The 23,922-nt window shown below is 59.4% G+C and carries 23 protein-coding genes; 12 read left to right on the top strand and 11 right to left on the bottom strand.

Going from position 1 to position 23,922, the window contains the following annotated elements; translation table 11 throughout:
• Positions 1–27 precede the first annotated feature (27 nt).
• The 3 genes from BCF46_RS07020 to BCF46_RS07010 all read right to left on the bottom strand — a co-directional run bounded on the left by BCF46_RS07020 (position 28) and on the right by BCF46_RS07010 (position 2,920).
• Positions 28–1,806: an acyl-CoA dehydrogenase C-terminal domain-containing protein gene (locus BCF46_RS07020; RefSeq protein WP_121022999.1), complete on the bottom strand. Its 1,779-nt coding sequence runs from the start codon at positions 1,804–1,806 to the stop codon at positions 28–30.
• A 31-nt stretch (positions 1,807–1,837) separates the two neighbouring features.
• Positions 1,838–2,239: a MerR family transcriptional regulator gene (locus BCF46_RS07015; protein WP_121022998.1), complete on the bottom strand. Its 402-nt coding sequence runs from the start codon at positions 2,237–2,239 to the stop codon at positions 1,838–1,840.
• 309 nt (positions 2,240–2,548) lie between these two features.
• Positions 2,549–2,920 (bottom strand): MerR family transcriptional regulator, encoded by a 372-nt coding sequence (locus tag BCF46_RS07010; protein ID WP_121022997.1) that lies wholly within the window; start codon positions 2,918–2,920, stop codon positions 2,549–2,551.
• Positions 2,921–3,070: 150 nt separating this feature from the next.
• On the opposite strand from BCF46_RS07010, the gene BCF46_RS07005 reads away from it, so the two are divergent.
• From BCF46_RS07005 to BCF46_RS06995, 3 genes are read left to right on the top strand one after another with little or no spacing between them, the layout of a single operon-like run.
• Positions 3,071–3,508: a PaaI family thioesterase gene (locus BCF46_RS07005; protein WP_121022996.1), complete on the top strand. Its 438-nt coding sequence runs from the start codon at positions 3,071–3,073 to the stop codon at positions 3,506–3,508.
• A gap of 3 nt (positions 3,509–3,511) precedes the next feature.
• Positions 3,512–4,003, top strand: a complete 492-nt coding sequence (locus BCF46_RS07000; protein ID WP_121022995.1) for a PaaI family thioesterase — start codon at positions 3,512–3,514, stop codon at positions 4,001–4,003.
• On the top strand, positions 3,996–5,303 hold the full coding sequence (locus BCF46_RS06995) for an MATE family efflux transporter (protein WP_121022994.1): 1,308 nt from the start codon (positions 3,996–3,998) through the stop codon (positions 5,301–5,303). Before BCF46_RS07000 ends, BCF46_RS06995 begins: the two co-directional genes overlap by 8 nt.
• Here BCF46_RS06995 and BCF46_RS06990 read toward each other — a convergent pair.
• Positions 5,300–6,358, bottom strand: coding sequence for a quinone-dependent dihydroorotate dehydrogenase (locus BCF46_RS06990; RefSeq protein WP_121022993.1), 1,059 nt, complete (start codon positions 6,356–6,358; stop codon positions 5,300–5,302). The two genes, BCF46_RS06995 and BCF46_RS06990, sit on opposite strands and share 4 nt — an antisense overlap.
• The gene (locus BCF46_RS06985) at positions 6,355–6,690 is read right to left on the bottom strand and encodes a DUF952 domain-containing protein (protein WP_121022992.1); all 336 of its coding nucleotides are present in this window, start codon (positions 6,688–6,690) and stop codon (positions 6,355–6,357) included. Before BCF46_RS06985 ends, BCF46_RS06990 begins: the two co-directional genes overlap by 4 nt.
• 144 nt (positions 6,691–6,834) lie before the next feature.
• Here BCF46_RS06985 and BCF46_RS06980 point away from each other — a divergent pair, with 144 nt between their 5' ends.
• Positions 6,835–8,409: a bifunctional metallophosphatase/5'-nucleotidase gene (locus BCF46_RS06980; protein WP_121022991.1), complete on the top strand. Its 1,575-nt coding sequence runs from the start codon at positions 6,835–6,837 to the stop codon at positions 8,407–8,409.
• 169 nt (positions 8,410–8,578) lie between these two features.
• On the opposite strand, the gene BCF46_RS06975 is transcribed toward BCF46_RS06980, so the two are convergent.
• The 5 genes from BCF46_RS06975 to BCF46_RS06955 form a co-directional block, all read right to left on the bottom strand.
• A complete protein-coding gene (locus BCF46_RS06975) occupies positions 8,579–9,004 on the bottom strand; it encodes a cupredoxin domain-containing protein (RefSeq protein ID WP_147435969.1) in 426 nt (141 codons plus the stop codon).
• A gap of 443 nt (positions 9,005–9,447) precedes the next feature.
• Positions 9,448–10,404 (bottom strand): 2-hydroxyacid dehydrogenase, encoded by a 957-nt coding sequence (locus tag BCF46_RS06970; protein ID WP_121022989.1) that lies wholly within the window; start codon positions 10,402–10,404, stop codon positions 9,448–9,450.
• Positions 10,401–11,249, bottom strand: a complete 849-nt coding sequence (locus tag BCF46_RS06965; protein ID WP_121022988.1) for a fumarylacetoacetate hydrolase family protein — start codon at positions 11,247–11,249, stop codon at positions 10,401–10,403. The genes BCF46_RS06970 and BCF46_RS06965 overlap by 4 nt, the downstream gene beginning before the upstream one ends.
• A gap of 11 nt (positions 11,250–11,260) precedes the next feature.
• Positions 11,261–13,048 (bottom strand): IlvD/Edd family dehydratase, encoded by a 1,788-nt coding sequence (locus BCF46_RS06960; RefSeq protein ID WP_121022987.1) that lies wholly within the window; start codon positions 13,046–13,048, stop codon positions 11,261–11,263.
• Between the two features lie 83 nt (positions 13,049–13,131).
• Positions 13,132–13,881 (bottom strand): SDR family oxidoreductase, encoded by a 750-nt coding sequence (locus BCF46_RS06955; protein WP_121022986.1) that lies wholly within the window; start codon positions 13,879–13,881, stop codon positions 13,132–13,134.
• A gap of 169 nt (positions 13,882–14,050) precedes the next feature.
• On the opposite strand from BCF46_RS06955, the gene BCF46_RS06950 reads away from it, so the two are divergent.
• Positions 14,051–14,935: an NAD(P)-dependent oxidoreductase gene (locus tag BCF46_RS06950; protein ID WP_121022985.1), complete on the top strand. Its 885-nt coding sequence runs from the start codon at positions 14,051–14,053 to the stop codon at positions 14,933–14,935.
• Positions 14,932–15,903, top strand: a complete 972-nt coding sequence (denD, locus tag BCF46_RS06945; RefSeq protein ID WP_121022984.1) for a D-erythronate dehydrogenase — start codon at positions 14,932–14,934, stop codon at positions 15,901–15,903. The genes BCF46_RS06950 and denD overlap by 4 nt, the downstream gene beginning before the upstream one ends.
• Positions 15,904–15,915: 12 nt before the next feature.
• On the opposite strand, the gene BCF46_RS06940 is transcribed toward denD, so the two are convergent.
• Entirely contained in the window at positions 15,916–16,575 is a 660-nt protein-coding gene (locus BCF46_RS06940; protein ID WP_121022983.1) for a GntR family transcriptional regulator, read from the bottom strand.
• Between the two features lie 254 nt (positions 16,576–16,829).
• On the opposite strand from BCF46_RS06940, the gene BCF46_RS06935 reads away from it, so the two are divergent.
• From BCF46_RS06935 to BCF46_RS06910, 6 genes are all read left to right on the top strand, one after another.
• The gene (locus BCF46_RS06935) at positions 16,830–17,852 is read left to right on the top strand and encodes a TRAP transporter substrate-binding protein (RefSeq protein ID WP_121022982.1); all 1,023 of its coding nucleotides are present in this window, start codon (positions 16,830–16,832) and stop codon (positions 17,850–17,852) included.
• 137 nt (positions 17,853–17,989) lie between these two features.
• Entirely contained in the window at positions 17,990–18,820 is an 831-nt protein-coding gene (locus tag BCF46_RS06930; RefSeq protein WP_245989883.1) for a TRAP transporter small permease subunit, read from the top strand.
• A complete protein-coding gene (locus BCF46_RS06925; RefSeq protein ID WP_121022981.1) occupies positions 18,820–20,451 on the top strand; it encodes a TRAP transporter large permease in 1,632 nt (543 codons plus the stop codon). The genes BCF46_RS06930 and BCF46_RS06925 overlap by 1 nt, the downstream gene beginning before the upstream one ends.
• Positions 20,452–20,460: 9 nt before the next feature.
• A complete protein-coding gene (locus BCF46_RS06920) occupies positions 20,461–21,390 on the top strand; it encodes a phytanoyl-CoA dioxygenase family protein (RefSeq protein ID WP_121022980.1) in 930 nt (309 codons plus the stop codon).
• Between the two features lie 11 nt (positions 21,391–21,401).
• Entirely contained in the window at positions 21,402–22,904 is a 1,503-nt protein-coding gene (locus BCF46_RS06915) for a UxaA family hydrolase (protein ID WP_121022979.1), read from the top strand.
• Positions 22,880–23,890, top strand: a complete 1,011-nt coding sequence (locus BCF46_RS06910; protein WP_121022978.1) for a Gfo/Idh/MocA family protein — start codon at positions 22,880–22,882, stop codon at positions 23,888–23,890. Before BCF46_RS06915 ends, BCF46_RS06910 begins: the two co-directional genes overlap by 25 nt.
• Positions 23,891–23,922: the final 32 nt, after the last annotated feature.

Below are 23,922 nucleotides of genomic sequence, written 5' to 3'. Positions count from 1 at the left end.
TAGGGCGGGGTTTACCCCGCCACCACCTTAGAAATTCGCCGCGTCGAGCGCCATAACCGTATCGGCTCCGCTCTCAATACGGGCCAGATGCATGCCGGTCGCGGGCAATTGGCGGGCCATATAGTATTTGCCGGTCGCGATCTTGGTCTCGTAGAACGCCTTGTCCGATGCGCCTCCTTCGAGTGCTTCCATCGCGGCTTTGCCCATCTTCGCCCACATCAAGCCAAGGCAGACATGGCCGAACATGTGCATGAAATCATACGACCCAGCCAAGGCATGGTTCGGGTTCTTCATGCCGTTTTGCATGAAATACATACCTGCGGCTTGCAAATCCTTGGACGCGGTTTTCAGCGGCTCAAGGAAGGCTTTGTCAAACTCTTCATTGCCGCCGTTTTCCTTGATGAAACTCTTCACCAAGTCAAAGAACGCCATCACGTGCTTGCCGCCGTCCTGCGCCAGCTTGCGGCCCACAAGGTCCAGCGCCTGAACGCCGTTGGCACCTTCGTAGATCATCGCAATCCGCGCATCACGCGCGAACTGGGACATGCCCCATTCCTCGATATAGCCATGGCCACCATAAACTTGCTGCGCCGCGGTGGCGTATTCAAAACCCTTATCGGTTTGGAAGCCTTTGATGACAGGTGTCAGCAGCGAGATCAGGCCGTCAGCCGCCTCGTCGCCGCCACGCACATGGCGGTCGATCAAATGCGCGCCCCAAAAGGTGAACGCCCGTGCGCCTTCCACAAAGGACTTCTGGTCCATCAGGTTGCGACGAATGTCAGGGTGCACGATCAGCGGATCAGCAGGGCCGTCGGGGTTTTCCGCACCCGTCACGGCACGCCCTTGCAGGCGGTCATTTGCGTAGATCACGGCGTTTTCATATGCCACGGCGGCTTGTGCGTAGCCTTGCAGGCCCACGCCCATGCGTGCCTCGTTCATCATGGTGAACATGGCGCGCATGCCTTTGTGCTCGGTGCCCAGCAGATAGCCCGTGGCCTCGTCATAGTTCATCACGCAGGTGGAATTGCCGTGGATGCCCATCTTTTCTTCGATGGAGCCGACGGCGACGCCATTGCGTGCGCCAAGCGAGCCGTCTTCGTTCACAAGGAACTTCGGCACGATAAACAGCGACACGCCTTTGATGCCTTCCGGCCCGCCTTCGATCTTGGCCAGCACCAGATGGATGATGTTGTCGGCCAGATCATGCTCGCCCGCCGAGATAAAAATCTTCTGGCCGGTGATCTTATAGCTTCCGTCGCCCTGCGGGGCGGCTTTAGTGCGCATCAGACCCAGGTCGGTGCCGCAATGGGGCTCCGTCAGGTTCATGGTGCCGGTCCATTCGCAGCTGACCATTTTGGGCAGATATGTCGATTTCTGCTCATCCGTGCCATGGGCGTGAATGGCGGAGTAGGCCCCGTGGGTCAGACCCTGATACATGTTGAAGGCCATGTTGGCCGAAACCATCATCTCGCCCACCGCTGTCCCCATAATGTAGGGCATGCCTTGGCCACCATATTCAGGATCGCAATCCAGCGCGGTCCAGCCGCCTTCTTTCATCTGCTCAAAGGCTTCCTTGAAGCCTTTCGGGGTGCGAACCACCCCGTTCTCCAACACGCAGCCCTCTTTGTCACCGACCACGTTCAGCGGTTGCAACACTTCGGACGAGATCTTGCCCGCCTCTTCCAGAATGGCGGAGGTGAAGTCGGCCTCCAATTCGTCATATCCGGGGATGTCCTGTTCGGTTACTTTCAGGACATCGTGCAGGACGAATTGCATGTCTTTTACTGGAGCGGTGTAGCTGGGCATGTGAGTCTCTCTGCGAAATTGAAAATCGGGGTTAGCTGTTGGCCACCTTTGGCATGTGAAGCGAGGCGATCATCTTTTCGCCCCAGTTCAACTGGGCGGTCAGGTCTTCAATGGCTTCGTTCAACTCGTCGCGCTGTTTGATCATGTCTGACAGACGTTTCTGGCCAATCTCGTAAGTCAGGGCCAACTGAGTCGCCTGCTGATCGCCAATATTATAGAGGTCCAGAAGCTGGCGGATCTCTTCAAGCGAGAAGCCGAAGCGCTTGCCGCGCAGGATCAGCTTCAGGCGGGCACGGTCACTTTTGGTGAAAAGGCGGCGTTGGCCCTCACGGATCGGGAACAGCAGTTCTTTGGCTTCGTAGAAACGCAGGGTGCGGGGGGTGACCCCGTATGCATCGCACATTTCCCGAATAGTCATAGTTTCCTCAGACATCTTTACGTCCTCCACAATACAATTTCGATGTGTAGGACATGTTGAACGTGAGGCCACCTTACAAGCATTGTTGACGTTAACGTAAATGTAACGTGGCGTCAGAACTGGGTTGACGTAATGTCAGGAAAGGTAAGGCACGTTTTTGCGCAACTTTCGAAAAATCAAAGCGCTTTGAATTGTGACGAGCGGCCCTGATATTTCCCCGTAAATTCTATATAAATAAGGGGAATTAGTGCGATTTCCTCCCCGGAACTGCCGCAACGGCAACGCGTAGCCCGTCACTTATCCGTGAAAACGATGCGGTTGGCCTTATAGGTCTTTGGCAACCTGATCCCGAAGCGCCTGCAGTTCCGAAATCGACTCCTCGATCTGCTGGAGGCGGCTTTGCAATTCGCCCATTTGCTTGTCCGCAAACTCGATCACCGCTTCCATCTGCGCGCGGTTTTGGTGATCTGAATTGTACATGTCCAGCCACTGCCGGATTTCCTCCAGCGAGAAGCCAAATTTGCGACCACGCATGATCAGCTTCATCCGAGCCACTTCGCGCGGGTGATAGAAGCGGGCGCGCCCGTCGCGCTCCGGGCTCAGTAGTTCGATATATTCGTAGTAGCGCAACGTGCGGGGCGTCACGTCAAACTCGGCACACATTTCTTTAAAGGTGAGGCGTTTGTCTAACGTCATTGAGTATACCCTGTCTGGTCAAACAAGTTGTGCTAGTCGCATCTTCGCATAGGTGCCGTCGCCAATCCAGCCGCTGATGTGAGAGATAATTAGTCACAGCTTACAGCGCACATCTTGGACATCCCTGTGAAAGCTGCCACAGATAGCCCCATGAGTACAGAAAATGACCGCACAAAGCTTGCCCGCCAGTTTATCGAGGCCATCCCCCATTCCCGCGCCCTCGGGATGAGTCTGGATGAAATCGGTGATGGCGTGGCGATTATCTCGATGCCTTACGACACGCGGTTCGTCGGCAATCCCGCAACCGGCGTGATCCATGGCGGAGCGGTCTCTGCGCTGATGGACACCTGCGGCGGGGCTGCGGTGATGTCGCACGGGGATGCGCCGGTCGGCACGGCAACGATCGATCTGCGCATCGACTACATGCGGGCCGCGACGCCCGGCCAACGCATCCGCGCCCGCGCCGAATGCTACCACGTCACGCGTTCGGTCGCCTTTGTGCGGGCCACAGCGCTGGACGACGATGACGACAACCCTGTGGCTTCGGCGACAGGTGCGTTCACCTTCCAGCGCGCGAAAGGAGCCTGAGCCATGCGGAAACCCGAACCCGTTCAGGTCATCAAAACCCGCCGCGATGCCGCCCTGCGCGGTCTCGTCGAAAGCGTGCCTTATATCCAGTATCTCGGCGTCCAGTTCGACCGTCGCGGTGACGAGCTGACGGCCGTTCTGCCATATCGCGAAGATCTGATCGGCAACCCGCTGCTGCCCGCGATCCATGGCGGCGTCACTGCGGCATTTCTGGAAATCACCTCGATCATCGAGCTGACATGGTCGTCGCAATGGGCGGACATGGAGGAGGGCAAACTGGCCGGCGACGCCCTGCCGCCGATGCCCAAAACCATCGACTTCACGGTGGACTATTTGCGCACGGGCCTCCCGCGCGACGCCTATGCGCGGGCGCGGGTCAACCGCTCCGGCAGGCGCTACGCCTCGGTGCATGTCGAGGCATGGCAGGACAACCACGACCGCATCTTCGCACAGGCTACTGGGCATTTCCTGATGCCCACCCGCGACGATGGCTGACAGTCTTACCCACGGGCGCGTTCTCAAAATCGCCCTTCCCATCGTGATCTCCAACGCGACCGTGCCCATTTTGGGCGCGGTGGACACTGGCGTTGTGGGCCAGATGGGTCTTGCTGCACCCATCGGGGCGGTTGGCATTGGCGCAGTTATCCTGTCGGGGCTGTACTGGCTCTTCGGATTTTTGCGCATGGGAACGGCGGGGCTTACCGCGCAGGCGCAGGGGGCAGGACAGACGGGCGAGGTTTCGGCCATGCTGTCGCGCTCCTTGATGGTCGGCATCGCGGCAGGCCTTGCCATCATGGCGTTGCAAATCCCGCTGTTCTGGGGCGCGTTCCAACTTTCCCCCGCCAGCGCCGAGGTCGAGAGCCTCGCTCGCGACTACATGGCGATCCGCGTTTTTTCCGCCCCCGCTGCCATTGCGCTTTTCGGCATAACCGGATGGCTCATCGCGTTGGAGCGCACCCGCGCGGTGCTGGTCATGCAGCTTTGGATGAACGGGCTGAACATCGCACTTGATCTAGTCTTCGTTCTGCACCTGAATTGGGGCGTCGAAGGCGTGGCCTTAGCGACGTTCATTGCGGAATGGACAGGTCTGGGCCTTGGCCTGTGGCTTTGCCGTGATGCGTTCCAAACCCCTGCGTGGAAAGACTGGCCCCGCGTGTTCGACCGCGTGCGACTGAGGCGCATGGCCTTGGTGAACTCCGACATCCTGTTGCGCTCTGTTCTGCTACAGGCTGCGTTCATCTCATTCCTGTTCTTCGGCGCGGATTTTGGCGACATCACGCTGGCGGCCAACCAAATTTTGCTGCAGTTCCTTCACATCACAGCCTATGCGCTAGACGGTTTCGCCTTCGCGGCGGAGGCGTTGGTCGGTCAAGCGCTGGGTGCGCGCAATCGGTCACGCTTGCGGCGCAGCGCCTATCTGACCTCGTTTTGGGGAGTGATTGTTACGGTGTTTCTAAGCGTTTCTTTCGCCCTGTTCGGCCCGCAGGTTATCGATATCATGACCACCGCCCCCGAGGTGCAGGCCGAAGCACGCAGCTATCTTTCCTACATGATCGTGGCTCCGGTGCTGGGGGTGGGGGCCTATATGCTGGACGGCATCTTCATCGGGGCCACACGCACCCGCGACATGCGCAACATGATGGCGATCTCCTTCGCGATCTATTGCGCGGCGCTGACGATGCTGATGCCCGCCTTCGGCAATCATGGCTTGTGGATGAGCTTGCTTGTTCTGTTCGTTGCGCGCGCCGTCACTCTTGGCCTGCGTTATCCCGCGCTGGAGGCCGAGGCGGCCTAAATCCAGTCGCTGCGCCCAGTGCCAACCGCGTCCGCAACATGCGCGAAGCCGTCGCGTTCCAGCAATTGATCCAAGCCTTGCGCAATATCGCCCGCCAAAGACAGCCCGCCATAAACCATGGCGGTATAGATTTGCACCGCCGATGCGCCTGCGCGGATCTTGGCATAGGCTTGCTCGGCAGAACCGACACCACCCACGCCGACCAACGGCATCGCACCGTCTAGCAACTCCGACAAACGCGCCAGAACACGGGTGCTTTTCTCGAACACCGGCTGGCCTGACAGCCCGCCCGCCTCGTTTTTATGAGGTGACTTCAGCCCGTCACGCGACAAGGTGGTGTTGGTGGCGATGATCCCCGCGAGGCCCGTCTCAACGGCAACCTCGGCGATCTCACTCAGGGCGTCGTCGTCCAGATCAGGCGCGATCTTCAGGAACACCGGAATGGGGGTGCGCAGCTCGGCCCGCGCCTCCATCACACCCGCCAGCAACGCCGACAGCGCCGCACGCCCTTGCAGATCGCGCAGCTTCTCGGTGTTGGGCGACGACACGTTGACCGTGGCGAAATCCACATGCGGCCCGCAGCGGCGCAGCACTGTGGCGAAATCGCGCGCGCGATCCTCACTGTCCTTGTTGGCCCCGAGGTTCAAGCCCACAGGCACACCGACAACACGCGACGCAAGTCGCTCCGCGATCACGTCCATGCCCTCATTATTGAAGCCAAAGCGGTTAATGGCCGCTTGGTCCTCGGTCAGCCGGAACAGACGCGGCTTGGGGTTGCCCGGTTGCGGGCGCGGGGTCGCGGCGCCGACTTCCAGAAAGCCGAAGCCCGCCTGCGCGAGCGGGCCGACCACTTCGGCGTTCTTGTCGAAACCGGCGGCGAGGCCGACGGGGTTCGCCAGATCCAGTCCAGCCAGTGTTGTGTGCAAGCGAGGCGAGGAGACCGGACCATGCCCGAACCCAAGGCCCAACTTCAAGGATTGCACGGCCAAGCCATGCGCCCGCTCGGGGTCTACGCAATGCATGCCTGCAAGGGCAATTCTCTCCAGAAGTTTCATGACATGCTCGCGGGGAAGCTATGCGCAGCACCGTCCCACCGAAGGGCGGCACCGCCGGAAACCTCGGACAACAACCAGTCGCGATATAAATGCGGGAACTCCGCCCCGCCTCGCGACACTTCCCATTTCAACGTGGCGTCGGCGGGGGCCTCCCCCCACACCAGCCATAAATCCGTCTGCCCTGCAAAATGCTTCGCGGCGGTCTCTTGCGCCTGTTGGGCGGTGGAGAAATGGATGTAGCCGTCCGTCAGGTCAATCGGCGCGCCGGTAAAGCGGCCTTTGGCCTGAAACTCGGACCACGCGTCGGCGGTCATGATCTTGTAAATAAGCATGCGGTTCACATGCCCGCTGCCCAAGTTTTGGTCAAGTCATAGACCTGTCACAAGGTGACGTTACGCCAACTCGCGACGGGGCTTTGACTCCGGCAATTAATAGCGCCACTCTATCGGCAGATATCCAATTGGGGGACCATACAAATGCTTAAGACCCTTCTCACCAGCGCTGCGGCCCTGACCCTGACCTCAGGGATTGCTGCAGCCGACTACTCGCTGACCATCCTGCACACCAACGATTTCCACGCGCGGTTCGAGCCGATCAGCAAATACGATTCAGGCTGCTCTGCCGAGGACAATACCGAAGGCAAGTGCTTCGGCGGCTGGGCCCGTCTGGTCAATGCCGTGAAGGACGCGCGGTCGCGCTCCAACAATTCCATCCTTGTGGATGGCGGCGACCAGTTCCAAGGCACGCTGTTTTATACCTACTATAAAGGCAAGGTTGCGGCCGAGATGATGAACGGCCTCGAATATGACGGTATGACCGTCGGCAACCACGAATTCGACGACGGCCCCGAAGTGCTGGCCGGCTTCATGGATTCGGTGGGCTTCCCGGTTCTGATGTCCAACGCGGACGTCTCGGGAGAGCCTGCGCTGGCCGACAAGCTGATGAAATCCACCACCATCGAGCGTGGCGGCGAGAAAATCGGCCTGATTGGCCTGACACCGCAGGACACGCCCGATCTGGCGTCTCCCGGCAAGAATATCATCTTCACCGACCCATCCGAAGCGGTGCAGGGTGAGGTCGACAAGCTGACCGCGGAGGGCGTGAACAAGATCATCGTACTCAGCCACTCCGGCTTCGTTGTCGACAAGCTGGTCGCAGCAAACACCACCGGCGTTGACGTCATCGTCGGCGGCCACTCCAACACGCTGCTGTCCAACACGCAGGAGCGTGCGGTGGATGTCTATCCTGTGATGGTGAACGACACAGCCATTGTGCAGGCTTACGCTTACGGAAAATTCTTGGGCGAGTTGAACGTCTCCTTCGATGATGACGGCAAAATCACCGAAGCCAAAGGCGAGCCGATCTTGATTGACGGCCAGGTCGTCGAAGATGCGGCAATCGTGTCGCGCATCGGTGAATTGGCCGCGCCGCTGGATGAGATCCGCAACAAGGTCGTTGCCGAGGCTGCCGATACGCTTGTTGGCGACCGCGACGTGTGTCGTGTCGAGGAATGCTCGATGGGCAACCTGATCGCAGATGCCATGCTGGATCGTGTGAAGGATCAAGGTGTGACCATCGCAATTGCCAACTCTGGCGGTATCCGTTCCTCGATCGACGCAGGTGAAGTGACCATGGGCGAGGTGCTTACCGTACTTCCGTTCCAGAACACGCTGTCGACATTTGAGGTTTCCGGCCAAACGGTCATCGACGCACTTGAGAATGGCGTGAGTCAGGTGGAAGAGGTCAAAGGCCGCTTCCCACAAGTGGCGGGGCTGCAATTCAGCTGGGATGCGTCAGTTGCACCAAACGAGGGCCGAATTCAGGATGTTGCGGTCAAGGATGGTGACGCTTGGGTCGCGATTGATCCTGCGGCGACCTACAAACTGGTCTCCAACAACTTCGTGCGCGGCGGGGGTGACGGCTTTAAAATGTTCACCGACGCTGAAAACGCATACGACTTTGGACCCGATGTGGCTGACGTTCTGGCTGAATACATGGCTGGGAACGGCCCGGTGAAAGCCTATACAGACGGGCGTATCGTTAAGAAGTAATCAAACCACATGGGCCGTGCGTGAAGTAGCGCGCGGCCCACCAATTTGTCTGCCGTGATCTAGAAGCGACGGGGTCCAATCGGACCAAATATCCCATCACTCCACTACCAAACAGCAAAAAGCCCCGCCGTTTCCAGCAGGGCCTTCGCAAAACTAGGTCTGTGTGCGTTTACTGCACATTTGCCTCGCCGTCGCCAGCGCCGGACAGCTCGAAGCAGTCAGGAGCAGCGCCAGTCTCAACGGAGCCGAAGGCACCTTTGTATTCGTCGTTGTAAGACGATTTGAAGCAGTGGACCATGTCGGCACCGACAACCACTTCAACCACTTCACCAGGTTGGATTGGGCCGGTTGTCCAGCTGTCGTCAATGGCAGTGACGTCGTGCGTTGTTTCTTCTTCATTGCGAATGTAGATCGTCTCGCCAGCGCTTGCCAAAATCATCGGAGGAAAGAAAACACCACCTTTGATGTCGACGCGACGCTCGGTCAGCGGGTCGTTAACACCAAGAGTTTCGTCTTCTTCTACTCCGGTGGCTCCGGCGACACCGGCAGTCAAGGCAACTGCACATGCGGCGCAGGTCATTACAAATTTACGCATCTTTCAAGTCCTCACGGGTTACTGAGTGGCGGATTACACGCCAAATATCTGGGAATAGTTAATGGCGAAGGATTTGGGCAATTCTGGGGCATTAGAACCCTGATTTGGAAACAGCACGTTGCCAATTCAGGGACAAAGGCTTTGATTGCTGGGTTGTTAGCGGCTGCTTCGAGGTGCGGACACAATCCCTACACGGCTTCACTTGCTGGGATTCAGTCTTGCTCAAAACCTGCCAATTGATCCCGGCCGCATATTTCATCGGCTCCCTTTGATGTGTCAGGCCGCGGATAGATCAGCTTGGCACCGGCGCCGCAGATTTAACTCATCTACGGCGTGCAGAATTCCCCCAACTGCCGACGGTACACCGGTGGCAGCCGCGTTATGACCGACCAAAACCTCGTCCAGTGGCACATTACAGAGCCGTGCCTAAACCGCAGCGATTTTCATAGATGTGCGCATTCCGGCACTGGCGTCTTCAATGAGCCGTCTGCTTTCCATTGCAGCAAGTTCTCCACCGTCAACGCCCCCATGGCCGCGCGCGTCTCATGCGTGGCAGAGCCGACATGCGGCAACAACACCGTGCGCTCCGACGCTTTCAACGCGTCAGGAATATGCGGTTCCCGCTCGAACACGTCCAAGCCAGCCAGTCCCAGCTTGCCGCTGTCCAAAGCCGCAATCAACGCGTCCTCATCCACGACGGAGCCGCGCGAGACGTTGATCAACATGCCCTTCGGACCCAAAGCCTCCAGCACATCTTTGTTCACGATCTTATTCGTAGAAGGTCCGCCCGGCGTGATGCAGACCAACACGTCGCAAGCTTTCGCCATCTCCACCAGATCGCCGTAATACTTGTACGGCACGTCTTTCTTGGACCGTGTGTGATACACGATGGTCGGGTTGAACACCGACAAGCGGTCGGCAATCTCCTGACCAATGCGGCCGAGCCCCAAAATCCCGATAGTCTTGCCATCGGGTGAGTTGGCCAAAGGCGCGTTGCCCTTGGCTTCCCAATCCCCCGACCGCGCCCATGCCTCGTCGTGACGGAAGTTGCGCAGACCCGCGAGCAGCAGCAGCAGGGTGGTATTCGCCACCTCACCATTCAGCACATTCGGCGTGTGCGAGACTTTGATGCCCCGCGCCACGCAGGCATCGGTGTCCACCGCGTCATAGCCGACGCCATAACCGGACACCGCCTTGAGGTTCGGCAACGCCGCCATAACCGCAGGTGGAACCCCGTCATGGCCGTTTGTCATCACCGCCTCGACCGAGGCGCCGTATTCACTTGCCCAAGTATCCAAATCCGAAATCTCGGAAAGCTCGTGGATGGTGAATTCAGGCGTCAGGCGCGACATCATCTCTTCCGTCGCACCGCCAATTTTCAACAGACCAGGATTGCTCATGCGTCCTGCCCAACAGTCTGGCGCTGTGTGCCGAGCCCCTCAATCGCCAGCTCCATCACGTCACCCTTTTTCAGGTAGACCGGCTCTGGCTTGATCCCCATCCCCACACCCGGAGGAGTGCCGGTGGTGATCACATCACCCGGATGCAGGGTCATCAGCCCCGACAAATGCTCGATGATCTGTGCCACGGTGAAGATCATGGTGTTGGTGTTGCCGGTCTGCATGCGTTTGCCATTCACGTCCAGAGACATGGCAAGGTTCTGCACGTCGCCGACCTCGTCCTTGGTCACCAGCCACGGGCCGGTCGGTCCGAATGTGTCGCAGGATTTGCCCTTGGTCCACTGACCCGTCAGCTGCGTCTGGAAATGTCGCTCGGACACGTCGTTAATCACGCAATAGCCCGCCACATAGTCCAGTGCGTCGGCTTCGGAGACGTATTTGCACTCCTTGCCGATCACCACGCCCAGTTCGACTTCCCAGTCCGTATGGGTAGAGCCACGCGGCATCATCACATCATCATAAGGCCCCACAACCGCGGAGTTCGCCTTGAAGAACAGGATCGGATGCTCTGGAATAGCCGCGCCTGTTTCCGCCGCGTGATCCGAGTAGTTTAAACCGATACACAGGAACTTGCCGATGCTGCCGACGCAGGCGCCAATACGCGGCGATCCGTCAACCGCAGGCAGAGAGGTCGCGTCCACGCCTTTTAACGTGGTCAAGACGGCATCCCCCAAATGCGCGCCGTCAATATCCTTCACATGCGCGCTCAGGTCCCGCAGCACGCCGTCCGCGTCAATCATCCCGGGCTTCTCTGCGCCCACGTCTCCGTAGCGTACAAGTTTCATCTCAAATCTCCCTAGTGGTTGTCACGCGGCATGTATTTGCGCGCAATGTCTTGGTATTTCGTCGCACCTTCCAACGTCATCCCTTCCGAGAACGGACGCACCATGGCGCGGAAAATCTCCTGCCAAGGGGTCTGGCTGTCCGGCACCTCGATAGAGCCGTTCACCAGTTTCTCAGCGCGCGCCTTGAGTTCAGCGTCGTCAACCAGCATGTCGGCGGTGCATTTCAGCAAGTCGATCCGCACCCGATCTCCGGTCTGCACCAACGCCAGCCCGCCGCCATCAGCAGCCTCCGGCGAGGCGTTCAAGATTGACGGAGACCCGGACGTTCCAGATTGCCGCCCGTCACCGACGCAGGGCAGGGCGTGAATGCCCTTCTTCAGCAGGTAGGAAGGCGGGCGCATATTCACCACCTCCGCGCCACCCGGATACCCTTTCGGTCCCGCGCCGCGCATGATCAGGATGCAATGCTCGTCAATCGCAAGGCTCTCGTCGTCGATCTTGTGGTGGAAGTCCTCCGGCCCGTCGAACACAATCGCGCGGCCTTCGAAGGCGTCAGGATCATCAGGGTCAGACAAATACCGCGTGCGGAATTCCTCGGAAATTACGCTGGTCTTCATGATAGCTGAATCGAACAAGTTGCCTTTCAAGTTGATAAAGCCTGCGTCCTTCAACATCGGCGCATCAATCGAATAGATCACGTCATCATTGCCGGTCAGCACATCACCGCAATTCTCTGCCATGGTTTTGCCGTTGGCAGTCACCGCGTCAGGGTAGGGCAGCAGCCCCGCCTTCAGCAGTTCGCCAATCACCGCGGGCACGCCGCCCGCACGGTGGTAATCCTCACCCAAATACTTGCCCGCCGGTTGCAGGTTCACCAGCAAAGGCACCTTATGGCCTATCCCTTGCCAGTCATCATTGGTTAGCTCAATGCCTAAGTGTTTCGCAACCCCGTTCAAGTGGATCGGCGCATTGGTCGACCCGCCAATGGCCGAGTTGATAACAATAGCGTTTTCAAACGCTTGACGCGTCATGATGTCAGATGGCCTTAAGTCCTCATGCACCATTTCCACGATGCGCTGACCGGTGTGGTAGCTGATCTGCCCCCGCTCGCGGTAGGGTGCAGGGATCGCGGCAGAGCCCGGCAATTGCATTCCCAATGCCTCCGCCAAGGAGTTCATCGTCGTGGCCGTCCCCATGGTGTTGCAATAGCCAACCGACGGCGTCGAGGACGCCACCAGATCCATAAACCCATCATCGTCGATCTCGCCCGCCGCCTGCATCTCGCGGGCCTTCCATACGATGGTGCCGGAGCCCGTGCGCTCGCCGTTGAACCAGCCGTTCAGCATCGGCCCCACGCTCAAGGCAATCGCCGGAATGTTCACCGTCGCAGCCGCCATCAGCAGCGCGGGTGTGGTCTTGTCACAGCCGATATTCAGCACCACGCCGTCGATCGGGTAGCCGAACAACGTCTCCACCAAGGACAGATACGCCAGGTTCCGGTCCAGCATCGCGGTGGGCCGTTTGCCGGTTTCCTGAATGGGATGCACGGGGATTTCAATCACGGTCCCGCCCGCGGAAATAATCCCGTCGCGCACTCGCTTGGTCAGCTCGATATGGTGCCTGTTACACGGGCTCAAATCAGACCCCGTCTGCGCAATCCCGATGATCGGCTTGCCCGATTGCAGCTCCTCGCGGGTCAGCCCGTAGTTCAGATACCGCTCCAAATACAAAGCGGTCATTTCCTGATTGTCAGGGTTGTTGAACCATTGTTGCGATCTCAGCTTCGGTTTCTCGGTCATCTTCACATCCCGTTAAGGTTAACGAGCGCCGCCCCGAGCAGCACCCTTGTTTCCATTTGGTCAAAAATACTCAAACTCCGACGTCAGCCCGACCAACCGCCGTCAATGATATGCGGCTGGCCTGTCGTGAACCCGCTCTCATCGCTCGCCAGATAAACCACCAAGGCGGCAATTTCCTCTGCCGTCGCCACGCGTCCCATGGGCTGGCGCGATACAAATTGCTCCATCGCCGCGTCATAGCTGCCAAGTTTCTCTCCCAAGGCGGTCACGCGGTCGTGCCAACTGGGGCTTTCCACCGTGCCCGGACAGATGCAATTACAGCGAACGCCTTGTTTGATATACTCAACTGCCACGGATTTGGTCATGCCGATGACGGCTGCTTTGGTTGTGCCGTAAACAAAGCGGTTCGGCGCTCCGATGATGGAGGACAGGGCCGACGACATATTGATGATCGAGCCGCTCCCGCGCTCCAACATGCCCGGTAGGCAGGCCTGTATCGTGCGAAACATCGAGCGGACGTTCAAATCAAACGCAAAGTCCCAATCCGCATCCGAGCATTCGAGGATCGAGCCGTTATGAACTACGCCGGCGCAGTTGAACAACACGTCCGGCTGCGCAAGCTTGATTCCCTCCTTCACCGAGGCCGTATCCCGCACATCCATCACAAAGGTCTCGATGTTCTCGTGGGTCAAATCGGCTAATGCTTCAGCGTTCACATCGGTGGCAAAAACTTTCGCACCTTCATCGGCCATGGCCAAAGCCGAGGCGCGACCGATACCTTGCGCTGCGGCCGTTATAATTGCCCGCTTTCCGGTAAGTCTTTGATGTGACACGGAACATCCCTTCTGAAATGATAGGTTGTGATGCAGCGCCCAGAGCAGGCGGGCGGCACGACTCGCCAATGCCTAGAATTAATTCTAGCCCGCTTCAATGCTTTTCACGCGCGAAGCCTTGGCTTAGTGTTACCGCAAACAGCCATCCAAAGCCTGAACGGGGAACTCAATGCAAGACCACGAAATCGCGCTACTTGGCACCGGACTGATGGGTGCTCCCATGGCGCGCAATATCGCAAAAGCGGGCTTCCCGCTGGCCGTCTGGAACCGCTCCCGCAACAAGGCGGAGCCGCTCGCAGAGGCGGGGGCTACCGTGCACGATACGGTGGTCGACGCGGTGGCCGGTGCGGATGTCGTCATCACCATGCTATCGGACGGGATTGCGGTCGGCAGTCTCGTCACCGACGCCACCGTGACCGCTGCGATGAAGCCGGGCGCGCTCTGGATCGACATGTCCTCCACCAAACCCGAGGAGGCGCGCGCGCAGGCCGCACATCTGGCCGATTTGGGGTTCCAGCATCTCGACGCGCCCGTCTCCGGCGGCACCAAAGGCGCGGAAGCAGGCACGCTGGCGATCATGGCGGGCGGTGATGCGGACGCCTTCACCCGCGCCGCGCCGGTCCTCAACGCAATGGGCCGCCCCGTTCATGTCGGACCCACTGGCTCTGGCCAGCTGTCCAAGCTCGCCAATCAGGCGATCGTTGCTGTCACCATCGCCGCCGTCGCCGAGGCGATGTTGCTGGTCCAAAAAGGCGGCGCTGATCCCGCCGCCGTGCGCGCCGCGCTGAAAGGCGGTTTCGCCGACAGCACCATCCTGCAACAGCATGGCGAGCGGATGACGGAAGGCAATTTCGTCCCCGGCGGCCTGTCCAAATTCCAGCTTAAAGACCTCGACAACCTGCTCAACGAAAGCGGCCAGTTGGGCCTGAGCCTCCCCACAGCCCAGATGACCCGCGACCGGTTTGCTGATTTCGTCGAGAACATGGATGGCGCCGACAAGGATCACTCCGGCCTTTATCTTGAACTGTTACAGCGCAACGAGGTGGCAGCATGAGGGCCCTCATCCTCGGTGGCGGCGGTATGGTCGGCCAGAAACTGGCCCGCCACATTGCGGCAAATGGCTTGAACGGCGAACAGGTCGACATCACCCTGCATGACATCGCCTTTCCGTCGACTGAAATCACTGGTGCCACGCAGATCAAAGGCTCCATCGCTGATGCAGGCACGCCCGAAACTCTGGCCAAGACCAAGCCGGATGTAATATTCCACCTCGCCTCGATTGTGTCGGGGGAGGCAGAGGCCGATTTCGCCAAAGGCTGGGCCATCAACATGCACCCCACATGGGCGCTGCTAGAAGCGCTGCGTGCGGAGCATGAGGCGGACCCGAGCTACCGCCCGCGTGTCGTCTTCACCTCGTCCATCGCGGTGTTCGGCGGGCCGTATCCCGACAAGATCAGCGACGAATTCCTGTCCGCGCCGCAAACCAGCTACGGCGCGCAGAAGGCGATCTGCGAGATGCTGATTTCCGACTTTTCCCGCAAGGGCTTCATCGACGGCATCTCCATCCGCCTTCCCACCATCTGTGTGCGGCCGGGCAAGCCCAACGCCGCCGCGTCGTCCTTCTTCTCGGGCATCATCCGTGAGCCGTTGAACGGGCAGGAGGCCATTCTGCCGGTGGCCGACACCACACGCCATTGGCACGCCAGCCCGCGCTCCGCCACGGGGTTCCTGACCCATGCCGCAACGCTGGATACCGACCGTCTGCAAAACCGCCGCGCCCTGAACCTGCCGGGCGTCAGCTGCACGGTGGCCGAGCAGATCGAGGCGTTGCGCGACCTTGTTGGCAACGACGTAGTGAAACTGATCAAGCATCAGCCCGATCCGGTGATCCAGAAGATCGTCGAAGGCTGGCCTCGCAATTTCGCGCCGGAGCGCGCGCTTGCCTTGGGCTTCAAGGCGGAGGGCAGCTTCAAGGAGATCATCCAGGTCTATCTCGATGACGAGCTGAAACGACCAACCTAGGCGCGGCCAGCCCTAGCTGATCATGTTGCGCGCAAGGTGGTCGTGGATGTGTTGGCGGCACAGAGCTTCGTCGCGAGCCAGCGCGGCCTCAAGGATGGCGCGATGCTCCTCGACGTTGTCGACGAAGTAGCCATAATTGCTTTCACGCGACACAAGTTGCTGGCGGAATTGATCGTAGATCATTTTGTAGGTTTCGCGCAGCAAGGGCGATCTGCAGGCCGAAATCAGCGTGTCGTGGAATTCCCATTCTGCGTTGGACCATAGGGGCAGAACGTGTTGGACCGTGCCGCTCCGTCGGACCTCGCCCTCGATATGGCTCAGTTTGTGGTGAGCGGCCGACAAGCGCGCCTCCCACTCGATGTCACCATGTTGCATCGACAGACTTGCACCCTCCTGCTCTAGCAAGATTCGGAACTGGGTCAGGTCGTGCTGGCGTTCGCGGGAAGTGCGACGTGCGCGAAACCCACGTTGCTCTTCGAAGGCCACCAGACCGGCGGTCGACAGGCGGAACAAAACCTCCCGGATTGTGTTCGCCGAGCAGCCGTAGATCTGGCGCAATTCCTCAGACTTCAGCTTTTCGCCGTGATTGAATTGCGCGGTAACCAGTTTTCTGTGAAGGTCGTCATAGATCGCAGGCGTGTCCAACTTAGTCGCGGTTGTGATTTTTGCCATCGATGGTCTCCTCCATGGAGTCCGATCTGTCGCGGTCGTGGGTCGCGTCCAGCCGGAGCACAATATGTGTTATCGGACTAGTTAGCATACAAAATTTTGAAATTGCATCAAAATATCAAGATTCACGAAAAAATAGAATTTTTGTTGGCAGCGCCAGATTCGGTTGCTAGGGTCTCCGGACGCAGGGTCAAGCTGGGGGCGACCTCCACGGGACCCGATCTGCGAAAACAATAAAATTCGTCTGGGAGGACACTATGAAGTTTATGAAAACCGCCGCGAGCTCAGTCGCGGCCGTAGCACTCCTTGCTACCGGTGTACTGGCCGATGGCCACGCCGTCAGCAAGCTGCGCATCCAAACTCACTACGCACCAGAAACCGTTTCCGGCAAGCTGGCTGCACAGTATATCGACGATATTCAAACCATGTCCGGCGGCGGCATCGAGGTGGAGATGTTCTACTCGTCTTCCGTGGTGAAGTCGGTTGAGACATTTGACGCCGCGGCGTCGGGTATCATCGACTGCGACATGACCGGTGGTGGCTACCAGACCGGTAAAAACTCCGCATTCCAGTTTGTGGGCGACATCATGGGCGGCTACGACACGCCTTACCAGCAGCTAAGCTGGTTGTACTACGGTGGCGGTCTTGATGCTGCAGCGCCCTTGTACAACAAATACGATATGGAGCTGATCGGCTGGTGGATCTACGGCCAGGAATCTTTCGCATCCGGCAAGCCAATCGAAAAAGTGGCTGACTTCAAAGACTGGAAGTTCCGCTCCCCCCCCGGCATGGAAACCAAAATCTTCGAAAAGCTGGGCGCCAAGCCGATCGTGATGGATTTCACCGAAATCTTTACAGCGCTTGAAACCGGTATCATCGACGGCGCGGATGCGTCGGGTCTGGCCAACAATGTTGGCCTGGGTCTCTATGACATCGTTAAATACGCCAACTTCCCTGGCTTCCACTCGATGCCGTCCGACCACCTTGCGTGTAACAAGGCTGTCTTCGACGCAATGCCAGCTGCGCACCAGCGCATCATGAAAGTTGGCATGGAAGCGCTGGCGCTGCGTACCGCGCTGACCTTCGAGAAGAAAAACGCCGAAGCTGCGTCGCAGCTGCGTGAGCAGGGCGTGACCTTGTCCCAGTGGGCTCCAGAAGACCTGCAAGAGTTCCGCAATGCCGCACAAGCGACATGGCCTGAATTCGCCGACACTCCAGAAGCAGAAGCTCTGGTTGCGTCGCACATTGAGTACCTCACTCAATTGGGTCTGGTTAAGTAAGATCTAAAAGGAAGGGCGGTCCAAGGCGGCCGCCCTTCTCATTAGGTCTTAATGACACTGAAATTGTCCGTTTAAGATATAACAGGGACAGGGCAGATCGGCGCGATAGCGTCTGATTGTTTTGGGGGAGGACTTCCGTGGATCAGAAATCTGGCACGCTTGTCGAGTGGCTTGCGCCTTTGGCATTTATTCTATGCACAGGATGGGTGACTTGGCACATGCCAGCCTTCATCCTTGATTGGGGCGGTCACGGCGATCAGCTTGCGGCCCATTTTGAACGCACCGATGTTGCGCCGGGCATGCCCGTTGTCATGGGGCAATATATCGACATCATCGATATTCTGGCTTTTATCGGCATTCCGCTCACGGCCATTTGGGGTGTGATGACAGTGCGCCGCGCCGCAATGGAATTTGAGGCATGGGGACCGCTGGATCGCCTGTCGGTCTTCATCGGCCGCGTTACCATGCTGCTGATCGTCTTGCTAACGTCGGTCATGCTCTACGAGGTATTCGTGCGCTACGTGCTGAGCGCCGGGACACTGTGGGCCAACGAGCTGTCACTTTGGTTGGCCTGCTTCGTCTTTCTGTGCGCGGGTCTCTATGCCATGCAGCAACGTAGCCATATTCGGATATTTATCCTCTACGACATGTTCCCTCGGCCCATTCAGCGGGTCTGCGATATCATTTCGACCTCGCTGATCGTGTTGTTCGCCTTCTTCTTGTGCTACGGGGGCTACGGCGAGGCATTTGCGAAATTCGCGCGCTGGGAATTGTTCGGCTCCGCTTTCAACCCACCCATCCCGGCTACGGTCAAACCCATGGTGCTGATTGTCGTGGCGCTGGTCGCTGTTCAGTCAGTGGTCAATCTGATCTCTGATTGGAACGCCGAGCCCGTCAAGCACACTGCTGCGGATGATATTGACGAAGATGAAATCGAACGGCTGAAAAAAGCTGTAGGGGCAGAATAATGGATATTGGAACAATCTCGCTCGTCTTGATGATGGGCCTGCTGGTGCTGCTGGCGATCGGTATGCCGCTGGGCATGGCCTCGGCCATTTTGGCGGTGCTGGTACTTGTCATGAAATTCGAGCCTGCACTTCTTTCCGCTCCTTGGACCTTCGGGGACGGGATACTGACCGGCAGGCCGGGGTCAGGGCCGCTCAATATTCTGGCGCAGAAAATATACGGGCTCTTAACGGACTATGTGCTCATATCAATTCCGCTATTTATCTTCATGGCGTCTCTGCTGGAACGCTCCGGCATTGCTAAAGATATGTATTCCTCGCTTAACGTCTGGTTGAGCCGTACCCGTGGCGGCATCGCCATCGTGACCTCGATCATGGCCGTTATCATGGCCGCCATGTCCGGCATCATCGGTGGCGAGGTTGTTCTTCTCGGGCTCATCGCGCTGCCGCAAATGCTGCGGCTGGGGTATAATCAGAACCTTGCCATCGGCACGATCTGTGCGTCCGGCAGCCTTGGTACGATGATCCCGCCATCTATCGTGTTGATTATCTACGGCCTGATCACCGAGACTTCGATCAAGGCGCTGTTTACCGCGTCCTTCCTTCCGGGCTTCATGCTGGCCTCTTTCATCATCATCTACATCATCGTGCGCACACAGTTGCGCCCGGAAGATGCACCGCTGCCCGACCCGGTAGAGGGCGAGCCACGCGGCTTGGCAAAGCTGGCTCTGTTTGGGGCGTTCATGTCGGTGCTGGTTGCAGGCTTCTCCGTGGTGCTGTTCTTCCGGGCCTTGTTCTTCACCATGACGGGTGAGAACGTCGACAAAGGTGACGGTGTTGATCCGATCTTCTGGGGCACTGCCGACTATGTGCCTTGGTTCGCCGGATTGGTCGCGATTGCGCTGCTGCTGATCTTCTTTGCCTTCGGTCGCGAGCGCACCAAAATCGGCTGGGACATGGGCAAGGGCCTTGTGCCGCCCATCGTCGTCATCGGCGTTGTTCTGGGGTCCATCTACGGCGGCATCACCGGCATCACCGAGGCTGCTGGTATGGGCGCCTTCGCTGTGTTCGTCATCGCGGTCTTGCGCGGCGAAGCCTCCAGCGATCTGGTTTGGGATTCGCTGATGCGCACGCTCAAATCTACCGGCACGATCATTTGGGTGACCATCGGGGCGGCGGCTTTGGCCGGTGCCTACACCATCGCTGGTGGCCCGACATACGTGGCCGATTTCATTGTTGGCTCTGATTTGCCGACCATGGGGATCATTCTGGCTATGATGCTGATCCTCCTGTTCATGGGCGCGTTCATGGATTGGGTGGGCATCGTGTTGCTGATCATTCCGGTGTTTCTGCCCATCGTACAGCGCTTGCCGATCGAGGAAATCGGCATGTTCGGCGAACTAAACCCGCGCCACGTGGCAATCTGGTTCGGGGTGGTGTTCTGTATGAACATGCAGGTCAGCTTCCTATCGCCGCCCTTTGGTCCTGCCGCGTTCTACCTCAAGTCGGTGGCGCCTGCGCATATCTCGCTGACGGATATTTTCAAAGGCTTCTTGCCGTTCATCTGTATCCAGCTGTGTGCGCTGTCGGTGCTGCTGATCTATCCGCCCATCGTCTCGCTCCTGCTTCCGTAGGAGGGCATAATGCTCAACACCGACCAGATAGCTGCGTTTAATCGAGACGGCTATCTGGTCGTCCCTGACGTGGTGCCGCAAGAGACACTCCAGCGGGTGCGCGAGGAATATGCGGACCTGCTGGATAGGCTCTATGCGAAGTGGGGTTTGCCTGAGGCGCACAGCTTCGAAGACAAGCTCGTCACCGCCTACCGCGCGGGGCGTGACTGGTTCCAACCCATGGATATCTCCCTGCCGGGCGACCGCATTGCTGCCGACACGCCGATGCATTTCGGCCCCGCCGTGTTCGAGATGGTCACGCATCCGCGCTTGCTGGACATGGTCGAGGATCTGATCGGGCCAGAGATCACCTCCAACCCCATCCAGCATGTGCGCATCAAGCCCCCTGCGACCGAGTTGAATGCGGACGAGGCGCGCGCGCACATCACCTCCACCGACTGGCATCAAGACCGCGCAGTGGCATTGGAGGAAGCGGACGAGACTGACATGGTCACCGTTTGGCTCGCCGTCACTGACGCCACCATCGAGAACGGCTGCCTGAAGGTGCAGCCCTTCAACGGCCCGCAAGACATCCTGCCCCATTGCCCGAAAAAGCAAACCGCCATCGCGGACGCGTTCATTGATGAGGACGGCGCGGTGCCTTTACCTGTTCCGTCTGGTGGTGCGGTTTTGTTCCACCCGCTGGTCCCGCACGCGTCCCTGCCGAACATCTCGCAAGGCATCCGCTGGTCGTTCGACCTGCGCTTCAACAAAACCGGCCAGCCTACGGGCCGCAGCCATTTCCCAGACTTCGTAGCCCGATCTAGCGCCAAGCCGGATTCCGAGTTGCACGACTGGAAAGCATGGCGCAGCATGTGGCAAGACGCCCGCGCACGCCTCGCCGCCGAGCCTCATATCGACATTCACCGCTGGACCTCCGACGCGCCTTATTGCGCCTGAAAGTAGACCCCATGAAAGACACCATTCGCCTAGATGCAGACGACAATGTCGTCACCGCCACCCGTGCCTTGGAAGCGGGGACGTCCATTGAAGACGTCGCCACCACCGGACTGATCCCCTCCGGCCACAAGATCGCCACCCGCGCCATCGGGAAGGGTGAGCAGATCCGCAAATACGCGCAGATGATCGGTGTGGCCTCGACCGATATCGCGGCGGGAGATCACGTCCACACGCAAAACTGCGACTTCGTGCCGACCGCGCAGGACTACGAATTCGGCACCGACATGCGCCCCGTTACCCCTGCCACAGGTGACGCTTTCATGGGCTACCGCCGCGAGAACGGTTCGGTGGGCACGCGCAATTACATCGCCATCGTCACCTCGGTAAACTGCTCCGCGACGGCCGCACGGCGTATCTCGGACCACTTCACTCCGGAACGCCTGAAAGACTTCCCCAATGTCGACGGCGTCTGCGCCTTCGTCCACGGCACCGGCTGCGGCATGGCGGGGGACGGCGACGGGTTCGAGGCTTTGCAGCGCGTCATGTGGGGTTATGCCAAGCACCCGAACCACGCGGGCGTGCTGATGGTGGGCTTGGGCTGCGAGATGAACCAGATCGACTGGCTGCTGGACGCGTATGGCCTGAAACAGGACGAGTCCTTTCAGGTGATGAACATCCAAGGCGTGGCGGGCCTGCAAAAGACCATTGATCTGGGCATCAAAAAGGTCGAGGCCATGCTACCGATCGCCAATCAGGCGACCCGCAGCGAATGTCCGGTGTCCGAGTTGAAAGTCGCCCTGCAATGTGGCGGCTCTGACGCGTGGTCCGGTGTCACGGCCAACCCGGCTTTGGGCTACGCTTGCGACCTGCTCGCCGCCCAAGGCGGCACGGGCGTGCTGGCCGAAACGCCCGAGATTTACGGTGCCGAACACCTGCTCACCCGTCGCGCGGTGTCGTCCGAAGTGGGCCAAAAACTCATCGGCATGATCGAGTGGTGGAAGGATTATACCGAGCGCAATCGCGGCTCGATGGACAACAACCCGTCGCCCGGCAACAAGAAGGGCGGGTTGACCACGATCTTGGAGAAGTCGCTGGGGGCCGCAGCCAAGGGCGGCACCTCGCCGCTGACGGGCGTCTATAAATACGCGGAGCCCGTGACCGCCAAGGGCTTCACCTTCATGGACAGCCCCGGCTACGATCCGGCCTCCGTCACCGGCCAGATCGCGGGCGGCTGTCAGGTGGTGGTGTTCACCACGGGGCGCGGCTCGGCCTTCGGGTCGAAGCCCAGCCCGACCATCAAAGTGTCCACCAACACCGAGATGTATACCCGCATGACCGACGACATGGACGTGAACGCAGGCGACATGCTGACAGCGGGTGTGTCGTTGGAAGAAAAGGGCCGCGAGATTTACGATCTGATCCTGCGCGTGGCGTCCGGTGAGGTCTCCAAGTCCGAGGCGCAGGGTTTGGGCGATTTCGAATTCGTCCCATGGCAAATCGGCGCGGTGATGTAGTGCGGCTGCTGGTTGCGGGCATAGGTCTGATCGGCGCGCGGCATCTGGCGCATGCGCTGGAGATGCCACAGGTCGACGTGGTTGGCGTCATTGACCCGCAACTGACGCAGACCCATGTGCCGCATTTCGATAGCATCGACGCAGTAGATGTAGAGGCCGACGCGATCCTGATCGCCACGCCCTCGCATCTGCACGCAGACCACGCCGAGGCTGCGGCGGTGCGCGGCTGGCACATGCTGATCGAGAAGCCCGTGGCCCACTCGTTGGAGGCTGCTGACCGGATCATTGCAGCAGCCGAGCGGGCAGGCGTGCAGACGCTTGTGGGCCATCACCGCCGCCACCACGCGGCGGTGGCAAAGCTGAAAGAGTTACTGGACAATGGCGCTATCGGGACGCCAGTTCTGGCGTCGATGATCTGGGCGCTGAAAAAGCCTGATCCCTATTTCGAGGTGCCATGGCGGGCAGGGCCGGACGGCTCACCCGTTCTGATAAATCTGGTGCATGAGGTCGATCTGCTGCGGCACCTGTTCGGCGAGGTCGCTTCTGTGCAGGGCCTCGGCTCCAACGCACAGCGAGGTGCTGCACGAGTGGAAAGCGGCGTGGCGCTGCTGGGGTTCGACGGCGGGTTGGCGACGAGCATCAGTTTTGCCGACACCACCGCGTCGCCCTACAGCTTTGAGGCGGGGACGGGTGAGAACCCGAACATCGCCACCACGGGCGAGGACTACCTGCGCATTTGCGGCACCGAAGGGGCTGTGGCTTTTCCGTCGCTGACCGTCTGGTCGGGGGCGGCAGACTGGTCTCAACGCCCACACCGCGAGGAGCATGCCGTCGCTCTCAACGTGCCACTGGTAGCGCAGTTGGAGCATTTTGCGCGGGTCTGCGCGGGCGAAGTCGCGCCGCTGTTATCTGCCCGTGAGGGGCGAAAAACTTTGGAGACGACGTTGAAGATTGAGGCGGCGGTGGCCCCGAGCACGGGCGGCTGACCTCGCCTGCGGCCTCGGCCCACCCACCCGCG

The sequence above is a fragment of the Litoreibacter meonggei genome (genome assembly GCF_003663885.1).
In the GTDB taxonomy this organism is placed as follows: domain Bacteria; phylum Pseudomonadota; class Alphaproteobacteria; order Rhodobacterales; family Rhodobacteraceae; genus Litoreibacter; species Litoreibacter meonggei.
Note: the sequence above shows the minus strand (reverse complement) of the source record. Positions and strands in the feature narration are given on the sequence as shown.